Annotated in this window: 16 protein-coding genes and 1 pseudogene; 8 read left to right on the forward strand and 9 right to left on the reverse strand. The window is 36.1% G+C overall.

The genetic code is table 11. The annotated features are described in order from the left end of the window. Positions 1-12 precede the first annotated feature (12 nt). The 6 genes from ACGH4F_RS05790 to ACGH4F_RS05815 all read right to left on the reverse strand — a co-directional run bounded on the left by ACGH4F_RS05790 (position 13) and on the right by ACGH4F_RS05815 (position 5,424). Complete coding sequence (locus tag ACGH4F_RS05790; RefSeq protein ID WP_267351960.1) at positions 13-438, reverse strand: GNAT family N-acetyltransferase; 426 nt, start codon at positions 436-438, stop codon at positions 13-15. Positions 439-456: 18 nt separating this feature from the next. Then, positions 457-1,215: an amino acid ABC transporter ATP-binding protein gene (locus ACGH4F_RS05795; RefSeq protein ID WP_411590399.1), complete on the reverse strand. Its 759-nt coding sequence runs from the start codon at positions 1,213-1,215 to the stop codon at positions 457-459. Then, positions 1,212-1,952 (reverse strand): amino acid ABC transporter permease, encoded by a 741-nt coding sequence (locus tag ACGH4F_RS05800; RefSeq protein ID WP_411590401.1) that lies wholly within the window; start codon positions 1,950-1,952, stop codon positions 1,212-1,214. Before ACGH4F_RS05800 ends, ACGH4F_RS05795 begins: the two co-directional genes overlap by 4 nt. Positions 1,953-1,969: 17 nt before the next feature. Further along, on the reverse strand, positions 1,970-2,941 hold the full coding sequence (locus tag ACGH4F_RS05805) for a glutathione S-transferase family protein (protein WP_411590403.1): 972 nt from the start codon (positions 2,939-2,941) through the stop codon (positions 1,970-1,972). Between the two features lie 173 nt (positions 2,942-3,114). After that, a complete protein-coding gene (locus ACGH4F_RS05810; protein ID WP_065559672.1) occupies positions 3,115-3,816 on the reverse strand; it encodes a response regulator in 702 nt (233 codons plus the stop codon). 18 nt (positions 3,817-3,834) lie between these two features. After that, on the reverse strand, positions 3,835-5,424 hold the full coding sequence (locus ACGH4F_RS05815) for a sensor histidine kinase (RefSeq protein WP_267360554.1): 1,590 nt from the start codon (positions 5,422-5,424) through the stop codon (positions 3,835-3,837). Positions 5,425-5,703: 279 nt separating this feature from the next. Between ACGH4F_RS05815 and ACGH4F_RS05820 the strand changes: the two are divergent. The 7 genes and pseudogenes from ACGH4F_RS05820 to citX form a co-directional block, all read left to right on the forward strand. After that, a pseudogene (locus ACGH4F_RS05820) lies at positions 5,704-6,996 on the forward strand (2-hydroxycarboxylate transporter family protein); the annotation flags it as partial. Positions 6,997-7,090: 94 nt separating this feature from the next. Then, positions 7,091-7,933 (forward strand): fumarylacetoacetate hydrolase family protein, encoded by an 843-nt coding sequence (locus ACGH4F_RS05825; protein ID WP_411590405.1) that lies wholly within the window; start codon positions 7,091-7,093, stop codon positions 7,931-7,933. Between the two features lie 8 nt (positions 7,934-7,941). Next, on the forward strand, positions 7,942-8,997 hold the full coding sequence (gene citC / locus ACGH4F_RS05830) for a [citrate (pro-3S)-lyase] ligase (protein WP_220215745.1): 1,056 nt from the start codon (positions 7,942-7,944) through the stop codon (positions 8,995-8,997). Further along, positions 8,998-9,288 (forward strand): citrate lyase acyl carrier protein, encoded by a 291-nt coding sequence (gene citD / locus ACGH4F_RS05835; protein ID WP_065559668.1) that lies wholly within the window; start codon positions 8,998-9,000, stop codon positions 9,286-9,288. It begins immediately after the preceding gene. After that, complete coding sequence (gene citE, locus ACGH4F_RS05840; RefSeq protein WP_065559667.1) at positions 9,285-10,172, forward strand: citrate (pro-3S)-lyase subunit beta; 888 nt, start codon at positions 9,285-9,287, stop codon at positions 10,170-10,172. The genes citD and citE overlap by 4 nt, the downstream gene beginning before the upstream one ends. Before the next feature lie 12 nt (positions 10,173-10,184). Beyond that, positions 10,185-11,714, forward strand: a complete 1,530-nt coding sequence (citF, locus tag ACGH4F_RS05845; RefSeq protein ID WP_267379073.1) for a citrate lyase subunit alpha — start codon at positions 10,185-10,187, stop codon at positions 11,712-11,714. 70 nt (positions 11,715-11,784) lie between these two features. Further along, positions 11,785-12,321: a citrate lyase holo-[acyl-carrier protein] synthase gene (citX, locus tag ACGH4F_RS05850; protein ID WP_411590409.1), complete on the forward strand. Its 537-nt coding sequence runs from the start codon at positions 11,785-11,787 to the stop codon at positions 12,319-12,321. Between the two features lie 107 nt (positions 12,322-12,428). Here citX and metB read toward each other — a convergent pair whose 3' ends face one another. Beyond that, positions 12,429-13,613: a cystathionine gamma-synthase gene (gene metB / locus ACGH4F_RS05855; RefSeq protein WP_411590411.1), complete on the reverse strand. Its 1,185-nt coding sequence runs from the start codon at positions 13,611-13,613 to the stop codon at positions 12,429-12,431. Between the two features lie 174 nt (positions 13,614-13,787). Between metB and metJ the strand changes: the two genes are divergently transcribed. Continuing rightward, a complete protein-coding gene (gene metJ / locus ACGH4F_RS05860) occupies positions 13,788-14,105 on the forward strand; it encodes a met regulon transcriptional regulator MetJ (RefSeq protein WP_065559663.1) in 318 nt (105 codons plus the stop codon). 107 nt (positions 14,106-14,212) lie between these two features. On the opposite strand, the gene rpmE is transcribed toward metJ, so the two are convergent. After that, positions 14,213-14,428 (reverse strand): 50S ribosomal protein L31, encoded by a 216-nt coding sequence (rpmE, locus tag ACGH4F_RS05865; protein ID WP_065559662.1) that lies wholly within the window; start codon positions 14,426-14,428, stop codon positions 14,213-14,215. A 143-nt stretch (positions 14,429-14,571) separates the two neighbouring features. After that, complete coding sequence (degS, locus tag ACGH4F_RS05870) at positions 14,572-15,624, reverse strand: outer membrane-stress sensor serine endopeptidase DegS (protein WP_267351941.1); 1,053 nt, start codon at positions 15,622-15,624, stop codon at positions 14,572-14,574. Positions 15,625-15,718: the final 94 nt, after the last annotated feature.

Consider the following 15,718-nt stretch of genomic DNA (forward strand, 5'->3'; position numbering starts at 1 on the left):
GCTAAAACAGTTTTAGATAAAACCCATATTTTTCATTTCTGTTCGATGATCGACCTGATAACGAGCCATTCCCGTTTTCATTAAATCGAATCCCAAATTTTTATAAAATTCGATGGTTTGGGGATGAGTATAAAGAATGATATTGCAGTGTTTGACCTGTTCTACCAGTTTTTCCACAATTAACCGTCCAAATTGCTGACCATGTAAATGGTTTGCCAGCGCAATGTTATAAATGGCTGCCTGACAAATACCATCTGATAATGTGCGTCCCACACCCACTACTCGTTTTTTTTCCAGTAAAAAAACGACGCCATAACTCTGTTTAAAGACTTGTTCTTGGGTTTTGGCATCAAGCGAACTGAGTCCATAAAAGGCAAGTAAGTCAGCGACATCTTGCCAGTTAATATTTTGACAATGTTGTTGTAAAACAATACTCATTACGACCTCTTTTATTCATTAGATTTCATAATCCATTTGCATGGTATTGTAATAGCGCGTTAAAAAATCACGGGTTCTTTGCTGAGTTGGATTGGTAAAAACTTGTTTTGGTGTGCCGTCTTCTATTATTTGCCCTTTATCCAAGAAAAAGACTCGGGTTGCGATTTCGTGTACAAAACTCATTTCGTGAGAGACGAGGAGCATAGTTATACCCGACTTTGCTGCTAATTTTATCGTAGCTAACACTTCTCCGACTAATTCAGGATCTAAGGCGGAAGTGGGTTCATCAAGTAATAATACTTTAGGATCCATGGCTAACGCTCTGGCAATGGCAACGCGTTGCTGTTGTCCTCCCGATAGCTGTTTGGGGTAATGATAGATTCTTTCACCTAGTCCAACTTCAACTAATTTGTCATAAGCTATTTGTTGTGCTTTATCTTTGGGATATTTTTTTACAACAACTAATCCTTCCATTACATTTTCTAATGCATTTTTTTGTTGGAATAAATTAAATTGTTGAAATACCATTGCAGTTTGTTGGCGAAATCTGACTAATTGCGATCGCTTTACACGGCTGACATCCAACTCAATATCGTCAATAGTAATTTTACCGAATTGTGGTCTTTCTAATAAATTTAAGCATCGTAGCAATGTTGATTTGCCTGCTCCTGACGCACCGATAATTGCCACAATATCATGAGGTTTAATATGAAAATTAAGATTATTAAGTATTGAATTATCTTGAAAAGATAAAGTTAAATTTTGCACATTTATCATAATAGCTTCCCTCGGCGATAACTTGGTGTATTCACCGTGTCAGATATCGTAAGGCGATTTTCCAAATATCTAACGATTAATTCAATAATAATGGTTAATGCCCAGTAGATGAGTGCCAATGAAATATAGACTTCAAAATAGCGATAACTATGTCCAGCTAAGGTTTTACCTCTGCCCGTCATTTCAGTTACAGAACAAACGAAGGCGAGGGAGGTTCCCTTAAGTAAGCCTATTAGTGCGTTACCAAGGTTGGGTAAGGCGACAATAAAGGCTTCCGGAATAATGATTCGACGTAATAACTGGCTATAGGTCATACCAAGGGACTGCGCTGCTTCAATTTGTCCTTTATTTACCGATTGCAAGGCGGCACGTATTGTTTCTGAATTATATGCCGCTTCATTAAAAGAAAACGCAATCAAAACAAACAGCATTGGCGGAACACTGTTAACATTAAAATCGGTATGATAATAATAATTGATATAACGTAATATAATAGGAATACCATAGAAGCTTAAATAGAGTTGCACTAGCAATGGCGTGCCTCTAATAAATGAAACAAATATCATCGCTATCTGGGAAAGAACAGGTATCTTGTTCATTTTAATAATAGCGATGATAAGTCCTAACATTACTCCTAGTAACATTGAAAAAAGAGTAATAAACAATGTGACCGGCAAATAAGCAAGTAATGTCGGAATTTGGCTGAAAATTAATCCAATATCTACTATATTTGGCATTCGTATTATCCCAATAATTAGTGATTTGTACTAAAACGTTTATCTCGATTATGGGGAGCATGCCAATTGCTAACATCAGGGCCTAAAGGCAAAATATCATAAGGATTATGCGCATTATTACTCAAAAAATAGCCCTTTTTTATCGCTTCAAAATCGGTGGTTTCACCAAAAGCCGGGATTTGATACAGATCTCTGGCATAAGCCCATAAATTAGGGTAATCAATAATTCGATTACGGTTAGTTTTGAATGCAGAATAATAGGCAACATCAAAGCGCGCTAATGTAACATACAGACGAATATCGGAATCAGTAATATTATCACCAAATAGATAGCGTGATTTGTCTAAACGTTGCTCCAGTTTATCTAATTGATTGAATACAAGATGATAAGCTTCTTCGTAAGCTTTTTGTGAGCGTGCAAACCCTGCCTTATAAACGCCATTATTCACTTCATGAAAAATCACATGGTTAAGTTCATCAATTTCCTTACGTAAATGTTGAGGATACAGATCGGGCGCACCTGATTTATGAAAGGGTTTAAAAACGGTTTCCCAGTAGTAAGTTAAATTAAAATAGTCATTGTTAACCACTTTGCCGGTTTTCACATCCACTATGGTTGGTACGGTTGCTCGACCATGGTAATTGGGATCTGTCGAGGCATAAATTTCAGGTAAGTAGCGAATACCGAGCACCGGATCGACGCCTTTAGGATCAAGCGAAAACTCCCAACCATGGCTGGTACGGACGGGTGATACTTTACCAACACTGATCACATGCTCTAACCCCAATAACTTAATCGCTATCATCTGGCGGTGTGCCCAAGGACAAATTGCCGCCCAAATTAAACGATAACGACCCGATTCAACCGGCAGCATGCCTGGCTCGTTGCCGAAGGGAGTATCAAATCGATTAGATTGACGAACAAAAGCGCCATCTTGGTTAATTTCATTATTTTCGGTAGTGACTACCTTTCCTATCGCTATAGACATATGCTTACTCCTCTTATTTGATACGGCAGAATCAATCCTGTTTCAGGATTGGATAAATTCAATCTAGCATCAAATATTTAGAGGATAAAATAATAAATAAGCATATTTATATAATTATCAATTATATGGATAACTGGTTTTAGTGGTACTTAACTCGTGTTTGGTAATTGGAACTATTTACCTAATCGTTTATATAGTCTTTCAGGACGCCCGATTTTTCCATGGTTAAGTTCAACGGTTAATAATTTTGTTTGAACACAGTGTTCTAAATATCGTCTGGCGGTCGTTTTACTGATTTGGGCATTTTCGACTATATCATCTACCGTTAACGGTTTGTCTGTTTTCATAAATAGATCTTTAACTTTTTGTAGAGTGATTTCCTCGATACCTTTTGAATGACGATTAATGCCGACAAAATCTTTCGTTTGCAAATTAAAAAGTTCATCAATTCTTCGTTGATTGACATGCTTTTGTAGGCTTTGCCGATATAAGAACAGCTCAAAGCGCTCTAACGAATGTTTTAAACGTTGATAGGACAGTGGTTTTATTAAATAATCAAATGCACCCAAGCGTATTGCTTTGCTACACGTATCCATATCACTGGCTGCAGTAATGAAGATAACATAACAATCTAGATGATTATTAATGATATATTCAAAAAGATCGATACCTTTTCCATCTGGTAAATAGTTGTCTAATAAAATTAAAGTTGGTTTTAATTTATCGATCATTATTTTTGCTTCAGCTAAATTGGAGGCAATACCGATAACGTTTACTTTGGTATCACGTTGAATAAAATCAGCATTTAGCTCAGCTAAAATTGGCTCATCTTCAACTATAAGTGCTTTAATTATATCATCTTTTGATTGATTCATACTTTCTTATCCCTCATGTTATTTGGGTATGAAAACGGAAAAAATTGCACCGTAAGGTTCATTATCTTCAAATGTAATATAGCCATTAGCTTTTTTAATGTAAGTCAAAACGAGATGCAAACCAATCCCATGTTCTTTAGTATCTTGTGATGTGACGCCGGGTTTAAAAATTGAATCACGAATTTTTTCATCTATACCACAACCTTGATCACTAATTTCTAAAACAATTTCATCGGTTGCATCACTAAGATATAAATAGATCGTTTTATTGCCACGATCGTTTTTCAAACTAGCATTGAATGCGTTATCAAGTAAATTACCTAAAATAGACATAAATTCTGTTTCGGTAATTGAATCGGGTAATGCATTTAGCTGGCATGCAGGATCGAACATCAGTTTTAAACCAATTTCATGTGATTTAGAATATTTACCTATTAACAGACCACATACAGCAGGTACTTTAAAATGTTCAGTTATAAAATCTAAGCTAGCTTGATTATCGGCAGAGTGCAACGCAATAAAAGATTCTGCTTCTTGGTAACGTTTCATATAAATTAAGCCAGATAGTGTTGCCATCCAATTAAGATGCTCGTGTCTTAATGTGCGCAAATTATCCACATATTGATTTACCTGAGTTAATTGCATGCTTAATAAGTTAATATCATTGTAATTACGGAACGTAATAACCCAACCTTTAATCTTATTATCAACCATAATTCGAATTCGATTAGCAATGACAATAATATTATTAAAATAACAAATATGATCATGTATATCTCGGATCTTGTTATCATTTCCACATATAAATTCTGTTGATTCAATAAAATCCCATAAGGTATGATGAATCAATTCATTATCTTTGACTTTAATTTTTAACATCGATCTTGCTGATTGATTGATATTCATAATTTTGTATTCAAGATCAATGGCAATGACCCCCTCAAAAATGGATTCCATAATTGATTTTTGACTTTTTACCAGTAATGCAATTTCTTTCGGCTCCAAATTAAACATCTGTCTTTTGATTGCCTTAGAAAAACAATAAGAAAAGATAAACAATGCTAAAAATAGTAATGAACAAAAAAAGATAAAAGGGATGACTTGTTTGATATGTAGTGCATAAATATCATCAATCATATAACCAATTGAAACAATGCCAACAATTTTACCTTGATCAACTATTGGTGCTTTGCCTCTTAATGCTAACCCAAGAGAACCTTTACTAATGGTAACACTGCTATTGCCATTGAGTACTTGCTGATTATCGTCACCAATCATGGGTGAAAATAGGGCATTATTGGCAGTATGAAAAAGACGATGGGCATTTTCATCACCAATAACAATATAACTTGCGTCACTTTGTTGAAAAATATCAATTACTAATTCAGCTATTTTATTAGTATCTTTTTCTCTAACATATTTTATTAAACTGGGTATTACTGCTAATTCTCTTGCTTGAATTTGCGCTTTTTCACCTAAACTTCGGTATAAATTTGTTTCTGTCGCATTCCAAATATAACTTTGTAATAGAGCTAAAATAATCAATGAAAAGATCAAAAGAGATAAAAATAATTTCGTAGTAAATGATAATTGTACTTTCTTTCGCATTTTTACATTTACTTTTCAAATTAAAGTAGAGGTGAGTGTAACACAGCATAAAAAAACTTTGAGCCATTAAAACCATAAAAACCACAGTTAAAATATGATTTATATCACAAAAATGAGATTCATATTTTGTCACTATACGCGCCAATTAATTCGAACAAATCAAATCATTTTGGAGAAAAAATACATATGGTGGATTTCAATTCAATTGGAAAAACGCATAATCAAAAAGAATCAACGAGTAAGCCCGTTGAGCAAAATTTAAAAGGGTGGCCTTATAATTGGTGGCGACTCATGGACAATTATAAAATTGGTGTAATTCCACTTCCATTATTTATTATTGCTGGTATTCTTATTTTCACCGAAGTGTTAGTAACAGGTAAGTTACCGAGTGAAATCGTTGTTATGGTTGTCACTTGTGCATTTTTTGGCTTTTTGTGTGGTGAAATTGGTAAACGTCTACCGATCGTTGGTAAAATGGGTGCAGCAGCAATCTGTGCAACCTTCATTCCATCTGCTTTAGTTTATTATGGAATTCTTCCTACGCCAGTTGTTGAAGCAACAACTAAGTTCTATAAAGATACGCATATTCTTTATTTATACATTTGTTGTATCATCGTTGGTAGTATTATGAACATGGATAAGAAAACACTTATTCAAGGTTTCTTAAAAATCTTTGGACCGATGGTATGTGGTGAGATTGTCGGGATGCTTGTTGGTGTCGGTGTCGGTTATCTACTAGGTTTAACACCGTTTGAAACATTCTTCTTCTTGGTATTACCTATCATGGCTGGTGGTGTTGGTGAAGGTGCAATTCCACTTTCAATTGGCTATGCTGCAATTTTAGGTATGGAACAAGGTGAAGCCCTAGGTCGTGTATTACCGATCGTTATGTTAGGTGGATTAACGGGTATTATTTGTGGTGGTGTCCTTAACCGTATTGGTAAAGCTTATCCACATTTAACGGGTAATGGACGATTATTACCAGCGTCAGAAGAAGACGAAATTACAGATAAAAAAGCAACTAAAGCAGATTCTGTTATCGATGTGACAACATTTGCTTCAGGTGTATTATTAGCCGCTATCCTTTATATGGTTGGTATGATTGGTCATAAAGTGACAGGTATTCCAGCGCCAGTAGGAATGTTATTTGCAGCTGTATTTGTTAAATTAATATCAGGTGTTTCACCAAAAGTATTGAGTGGTTCACAAGTCGTTTACAAATTCTTCCAAACGTCTGTCACTTATCCAATTTTATTTGCGGTAGGTGTGGCAATCACTCCATGGGATAAAATTGTTTCTGCATTTACGTTAACTAACTTAGCAGTTATTGTTTGTACCGTGGTTAGCTTAGTAACAACAGGCTTCTTTGTAGCGAAAAAATTAGGTATGTATCCAGTAGATGCGGCTGTTATTTCATGTTGTCAAAGTGGTCAAGGCGGAACAGGTGACGTTGCAATATTAACCGCAGCGGAACGAATGGAGTTAATGCCATTTGCACAAATTGCAACCCGTATTGGTGGTGCGATTAATGTATCGGTATCGTTACTTATTCTCGGCAATTTCTTAGTATAGTTAAATTTTTTTAACAACAACCTTAGCCTAGACTAGGGTTGTTTGTTTTTATTTTATAGTAATAATTAATACAAACAGCTTTTAAGGAGTACTCATGAAGCTTGTCAGTTATCTTGTCTCTGGTAGAGCAAGTTTTGGTCTTCTCACTAATCATGGTATTGTTGATTTAAAACAAAAATTTGGTGATAAATATGCTGATTTGAAATCATTACTTGCTGATGAAGAAGGCTTGTCGCTAGCGAAAACCTCTGTTAATGCTCCAAGTGACATTAATGAGCAAGATATCACTTATTTACCGGTTATACCGAATCCAAATAAAATTTTATGTGTTGGCATGAACTATGCTGAAAAAAGAGCAGAATTTAATGAAACCAGTTCAGCACCAACATTATTTGTTCGTTTCCCTGATTCACAAACAGGGCATAAAACAAATATTCTCAAACCAGCTATTACCAATGAACTAGATTATGAAGGTGAACTTGCCATTATCATTGGTAAAGGTGGTTTTCGTATTAAGCAAGAAGATGCATTATCACATGTAGCAGGTTACAGCTGTTATATGGACGGTTCAATCCGCGATTGGCAATATACTTGGTTTACGGCAGGTAAAAACTGGCCAAGTACAGGTGCATTTGGCCCTTGTTTAACCACGACTGATGAGATTCCTGATCCTACCGTATTATCTTTAACGACCTATTTAAACGGTCAGGAAATGCAACACGATTATGTCAAAAACTTAGTTCATACTGTGCCTGAACTTATTTCTTATATCAGTACTTTTACCCGTTTATCTCCTGGCGATGTTATTCTTACTGGTTCACCGGGTGGTGTAGGTAAAAAACGCAATCCTCCAGTATTTATGAAAGATGGTGACAAAATTGAAGTTGAAATCTCTGGAATTGGTCGTTTAACGAACTATGTGGTAGCAGAAAAATAGGTGATATTATGTATAGTTTAGTCGATTTTTCAGTGGTAGATATCTCAAAATCATTAACTGAACGAGAACAAATTATTCGTTTGTTAACGCTATCGGATCTAAACTTAGACCCTCAAGTCCATATATTTATCGTTGCTTACATGGACGGTAAAATGGTAGCTTGTGCAGGCATTGATGACAATATTATTAAATGTGTTGCGATTGACCCCGATTATCGTGGAAATCAGCTTAATTTGACTTTGTTGGATAATGTTATCAAATATGCTAATGAGCAGGGGCATTTTCATCTCTTTTTATATACTAAACCTGAAAATATCGACTTTTTCAAAGGGTGTGGATTTTATCCTATCGTCGAGGTAAATAATCTTGTCGTATTGATGGAAAATACCCCCGTTGGAATTAAGCAATACTGTAAATATTTAAGTGAACACCGTAAAGAAGGGAACAAGATTGGCAGTGTAGTGATGAATGCTAATCCATTTACAAAAGGTCACCAACATCTTTTACAGTATGCTGCCAGTCAATGTGATTGGCTTCATGTTTTTGTCGTCAATGAAAATGTTTCACTGTTCCCATTTGATGTACGTTTACAACTAGTGAAAGAGGGATCGAAACACTTAAAAAATGTCACGGTACATGCCAGTTCCGCCTATATTATATCTAGAGCAACATTTCCTACTTATTTTTTAAAGGATAATGATAAAATTGATTACGCTTACATGGGGATCGATTTATTAATTTTCCGTAATTATATTGCCCCAGCACTGAATATTACCTATCGTTTTGTTGGAACCGAGCCCTACAGTCAAATAACTAATGCTTATAACACTTCAATGCGTTATTGGTTACAGGATAAAGACGTTAGTCCTTTCCCGGTTGTGACGTTAGTTGAAATTCAACGTATTCTTGAAGGGGAAGATATCATATCCGCTTCGTTGGTTAGAAAATTACTGGCTGATGAGCAATATGAAGAGGTAAAACGATTAGTTCCTGAAACAACATGGAACTATCTAGAGGCTAATTTAGATTCAGTCAAAAATTTAATTCGTTCAAAAGGTAACTAAATGAAAATCAAGAAAGAAGCCATGGCTGGCACTCTCGAATCAAGCGATTTGTTAGTGAAAGTCACTCCTAATACAGGAATTGAAATTGTTATTAATAGTGATGTTAATAAGCAATTTGGCGATCAAATACGCGCCGTTGTTGAGCAAACCTTAACAAGTCTTAATGTGACTGACGGTTTAATTATTATTGATGATAAAGGCGCTTTAGATTGTGCGATTAAAGCTCGAGTACAATGTGCAGTATTGCGTGGCGCAGAAGAAGAGAACTTAGATTGGAGTAAATTACTATGAAAAAATTGCGTCGAAGTATGTTATTTCTGCCGGGTGCGAATGCAGCGATGTTATCCACTTCGTTTGTCTATAAGCCTGATTCAATCATGTTCGATCTTGAAGATGCAGTATCATTAAAAGAAAAAGATTCTGCTCGTTTATTGGTTGCACAAACATTACGTCTTCCGGTTTATAAAGAACATGGAATTGAAACTGTTGTTCGAATCAATGCGCTCAATACTCCATTTGGATTAAAAGATCTTGAAGCTGTTGTGAGAGCAGGTGTTGACGTTGTACGTCTACCGATGACAAATAGTGCTGAAGATATCCATGAACTTGAAGCTCATGTTGAACGAATTGAAAAAGAGTGTGGTCGTGAGGTTGGTAGTACTAAATTAATGGCAGCTATTGAATCTGCGTTAGGTGTAGTAAATGCTGTTTCAATCGCAAAATCTTCACCACGTTTAATTGGTATAGCGTTAGCTGCGTTCGATTATTTAGTTGATATGCAAACTGAGCGTGGAGACGGTACCGAACTATTTTATGCACGTTGTGCTGTTTTACATGCAGCGCGAGTGGCGGGTATTGATGCATTTGACGTGGTTTATTCTAACGTTAATGATGATGAAGGCTTCTTGAAAGAAGTTAGCTTAATCAAAAAATTAGGTTATAACGGTAAATCACTGATTAATCCAAGACAAATTGAATTACTACATAATGCTTATGCGCCAACAGCTGCAGAAGTCGAAAACGCACAAAAAGTGGTTGAAGCTGCTGAAGAAGGTGAAAGAAAAGGGCTTGGTGTGGTTTCATTAAATGGCAAAATGATTGATGCACCGATTATTGCACGTGCTCAAAAAATTATTGAGCTAGCCAAATATTCTGGTGTACGTAAAGAAATTTGATAGGATTAAAAAATGACGACTTCTATAGACAAAAAAATTGATGATTTGCTAAAACAGCATCCCGATCTAAAAAATATTGCACCGTTTGTTGATGCTAATGCAACAACGCCTTATTTAAAAGATGAGTCAAAATACACACGTAAATTATGTGATTCTATCGAACAAGCAATTCATAAATGTGAATTACGTGATGGAATGACGATCTCTTTCCACCATGCTTTTCGTGAAGGTGATAAGGTCATTAACAAAGTTGTTGAAACGATCAGCAGACTTGGTATTAAAAACTTAACGTTAGCATCAAGCTCATTGTTAAGTTGTAACTCTGCCTTGATTCCACATATTGAAGCAGGTGTGATTACCAAAATTTATACCTCTGGTTTACGAGGTAAATTGGCTGATGCTATTTCACATGGATTAATGGATAATCCTGTTCATATTCACTCTCACGGTGGACGAGTAAAACTTATTCAAAGTGGTGAAATTAACATTGATATCGCATTTTTAGCTGTTTCAACAGCGGATGAGCAAGGTAATGCCAATGGTGTATCGGGTAAATCTCAATGTGGTGCATTGGGTTATGCGATGGTTGATGCGCAATTTGCGAAAAAAGTAGTCTTGTTGACTGAAGATATCGTTGGTTATCCAAATCATCCGGCAAGTATTCGTCAGGATCAAGTCGATTATATTGTTAAAGTCGATGAAGTTGGTGACCCGACTAAAATCAGTGTCGGTGCAGCGCGAATTACCAGCAATCCGCGTGAGCTAATGATTGCTCGCTATGCTGCGGATGTCATCGAGTATTCTGGCTATTTTAAAGACGGTTTCTCAATTCAAACCGGTTCAGGTGCGTCTTCAACGGCAGCCACCCGATTCTTAGAAAATCGTATGCGAGCTAAAAATATTACTGCTTCATTTGCATTAGGTGGTATTACAGCAAGTATTGTTGATTTACATGAAAAAGGGTTAGTTAAACGTTTACTTGATACGCAAAGTTTTGATGGTACCGCAGGACAATCTTTAGGTAAAAACCGAGATCATATCGAAGTTTCAACCAATGTCTATGCAAACCCTGCATCGAAAGGGGCGAGTGTGGATGAGTTAGATATTGTTATCCTTAGTGCATTAGAAATCGATCTTGATTATAACGTTAATGTATTAACAGGATCGGATGGTGTTATGCGGGGTGCGTCTGGTGGTCACTGTGATACCGCGGCCGGTGCAAACTTAACCATTATTGTTGCGCCATTAATTCGTAGCCGTATTCCAACTGTGATTAAGAAAGTGACAACCGTTGTAACACCAGGTGAGAGCGTTGATGTGCTTGTAACTGACCATGGTATTGCTGTTAACCCTAATCGTCCAGAAATCGCTGAACGTTTAAAAGCAGCAAACTTACCGGTAATGAGCATTGAAGAGCTTTACCAACGTGCGGTGTCATTGACTGGTGAACCAAAACCAATTGAATTTAAGGATAAAATTGTTGGTATTGTTCATTACCGAGATGGTTCGGTGATTGATGTAGTACGCGAAGTTAAAGACTAACTAACTTGCAATAGCATGACATGATGACATGCTATTGCCTTCTTTTATCTAAATAGCAGACAAGACCACAATGATAGTAAAATTTGATGATGGTACACCAATCACGCTTGAACAGATGTTACTTGCGAAAGAAAAACGAGTTGCCAATCAACTTTTTGCAATCACACACTATCAACAACCAATCATCTCACTTTGTTTGGTTATTCCAGGGGCTATTAAAAATAGTAGTGGAGCACACTATCTATTTAAGCAAGCGATCCAAGCATTACATCACTGTTTCAGTACAAACAATATCACTATCGTGAATGAACAGCATTATCATCAAATCACAGGGTTTGAAGCGATTATTTCGTTAGCTTGTCAAACAGAAAAGTTAAAACAATTTTGTATTGATATTGAAGATAATCATCCTTTAGGACGATTATGGGATATTGATGTCATTGATCCCTCTACCCAACAGAGCCTTTCTCGAGCTCAATTTGAACAACATCCAAGGCAATGTCTAGTGTGTGATGAAGTAGCCAAAATTTGCGGACGAGCCAAACGACACTCACTTGATGAGATATTTACCGCAATTCAAAATAAAATTATCCATTACGGCAAATAAGATTTAAAATTCATTATCAAAATCAATTAATTAAATCTTAAAAGGATTGATGAAAAAGATTATAATAGTGGAAATCATCAACCCATAATTTAATTGAATAATTAAAGCTAAATAGCCGCTAATGCTTGTTTTAAATCACCGATTAAATCATCGATATCTTCTAATCCAACTGAAATGCGTAATAGTTGATCGGAAATGCCAGCCGTCTTACGAGCTTCGGCACTAATTCCTGAATGGGTCATCGTTGCAGGGTGACAGACTAAGCTTTCAACTCCACCTAATGATTGTGCCAAGGTAAATATATTCAGCACTTTTAAAAATTTAGGCATAACATCAGCATTGCCGGCCAATTCAAAACTTAAAAGAGAGCCAAATCCTTTTTGCTGTTTTTTAGCAATATCGTGACCAAGATTGGACGGCAAAGATGGATGGAAAACTTTAGCAATTTTAGGATGATTCACTAAAAACTCAACTACCTGTTTAGCATTGTCTTGTTGTAGTTTGACACGAGCAGCTAAAGTACGTAATCCACGCAATAATAAGTAGCTATCAAATGATGACGTTAATGTACCAATATTATTTGCCCACCATAAGACATCTGTTGCTAATTTTTGATCTTTGAAGACTAAAATACCAGCCAATAAATCGGAATGACCATTTAAAAATTTGGTACAAGAATGGGTGACAATATCGGCTCCAAGTTCTAATGGCTTTTGTAGAATAGGTGTCATAAAAGTATTATCCACTAATACAATTGCACCCACTTCATGCGCTTGTTGAGTGATCGCTTGAATATCGACAACACGCAAAAGAGGATTACTTGGTGATTCAATCAAAACTAATTTAGGACGTAGATTTAACGCTTCTTTCAATGCAACGGGATCGGACTGATCAACAAATTGTGCTTTAAAATGACCTCGTTCACTTAAGCTGTTAAATAACCGATAACTGCCACCATAGCAATCATGAGGCGCAACCACTAAATCATTAGGGGATAATAATGCAATGCTAACTAAATGAATGGCTGACATTCCACAATTCGTTAATATAGCATCGGCTCCACCTTCCAATTTTGCGACGGTTTGTTCAACTAATCGTCGGCTAGGATTTGATTTTCGACCATAATCAAATTTTCTGGGGTTTGCAAACTCTTCATAGCGGTAACATGTTGAAGGTGTAATCACTGGAACGACACTACCGTATTGATCATCGGTATTTAGACCACCCCGGACAGCAATCGTCCCTTGATTTAAATTAGCACATTGGCTTTGATTGTTAGATTGATTAGCCATAATAACCTTCCTAGACCTCTTGATTTATTCTTAGATATCAGTTGTATAAGAATAACACAATTAATAAAGGCGTCAACATGTCTAGACGTCTAAGTATCTTGGTGTGTAGATTGCAGTAAAACAAAAAAAACGTTAAAATTATCCACATTATTTGTGATGTAATTTGGTGGAAAAATGATGAAATGGAATGGCGACTATATCAGCCCTTATGCAGAGCACGGTAAAAAAAGTGAGCAAGTAAAAAAAATTACTGTTTCAATTCCGTTAAAAGTCTTAAAGATATTGACTGATGAACGTACTCGTCGACAAGTGAATAATTTGCGTCATGCAACCAATAGTGAACTTCTTTGTGAAGCTTTTTTGCATGCTTATACAGGGCAGCCTTTACCATGTGATGAAGACTTACAAAAGGATCGAGAAGATGGTATTCCACAGCAAGCTCAAAAAATGATGAGGGATTTAGGTATTGATCCTGATCTGATTGATGAATAAAAATTAAATGGTTATCATCGTTCAGTATCATTAGAGAAGGGATATAAAAAAGGCGCATAAAACGCCTTTTTTATATGATAATAACGAAAAAATCGTTACAACAAAAACTATTTTTTACCGCCAACCATTGAAAAACGTTGTTTGAATTTATCTACACGTCCACCAGTTGCAACATCACGTTGTTTACCAGTATAGAATGGGTGACACTCACCACATACGTCAAGATGAATATCATGACCAATAGTTGAATGAGTTTTGATAACATTACCGCAAGAACACGTTGCTGTAATTGCTTTATATTCTGGATGAATACCTTCTTTCATAATAAGCCTCTAGAGTTGGTTCGTATCGCTATATAAACGGCTGTGAAAGCAAAGTCTATACACCATACGAGTGTTAAAAAACATGATTAAGGTTGCGAATTATACGCTTTAAACTGCTGGTAATCAAGCAATAAAAGCCTTGTTTAAACAGGTAACTGACCAATAGTTACTTGTAACTCAACCTTTTCACCGTTTCGCAATACTACTATGGGGACGGTTGTGCCTGGTTTCAACTCGGCTATTTGATCCATTGTTTGAATAATGGATTTTACAGGCTTGTTATCAACCATAATTAAAATATCATCTGTTTGTACTCCGGCTTGTAAAGAGGGACCTTCGGCATTAGTAACCAAAATACCTAAAACAACCGGCATATCGCTTGGATTTCGAGTAGGCGTAAATTCTAATCCATCAATACCAATATAACCGCGAATTATTTTGCCATCTTGAATCAATTTATTCATTATCTTTACCGCTAAGGCCGTTGGAATGGCAAAACCGATACCTTCGGGTACTTCATTTCCTAAATTTTTAGCAAAGGTTAGGGTGTTAATTCCGACTAATTCACCTTTAGTATTGACGAGTGCCCCTCCAGAATTACCATGGTTAATTGATGCATCAGTTTGAATAAAGTTTTGTCGACGATAAGGACTTAAACCATCACGTCCTGTTGCACTGATAATACCTTGCGTAATGGTTTGCCCAATATTATATGGATTACCTATAGCTAAAACAACGTCTCCAATCTTTGGTTCTCGGTTAGGATTGATGTGAATTGTTGGTATATTGGTAGCTTCAATTTTAAGAACTGCAATATCAACCAGTTTATCAGAACCAACAGTTAGCGCTTCAAAAATTCGTCCGTCTTGTAAAGCAACGATAATTTGTTCTGCACCATCAACAACATGATAATTGGTAATAATGTAACCCTGCTTACTCATAATTACCCCAGAGCCTAGTGGTGTAATTGGGTTATCTGTCGATTGTTGAGACATTGCATTCACTGAACGGCTGTAGATATTCACAACCGCTGGTGCAGCAATTTTGACAGCATCAGAATAACTTATGGGTTCGTTATCAAAGATTGATCTTGAAAAGTTTGATTGTGTTCCATTGCGCAAGGTTGGAAATATAATCAATAGCACTATCGCTAAAACAGTACCAATCAATATAGGCCATAAAATTTTCTTAAGCATAATGATTTGATTGTAAAGGGTGATAAGAAGATTTTAGCACATCTGACTAGATGTTGAAATTAATGATTTTCGTCGATACAAAAGCATCGACGAA

The organism is Gilliamella sp. CG35 (assembly GCF_046635745.1).
Taxonomy (GTDB): domain Bacteria; phylum Pseudomonadota; class Gammaproteobacteria; order Enterobacterales; family Orbaceae; genus Gilliamella; species Gilliamella apicola_I.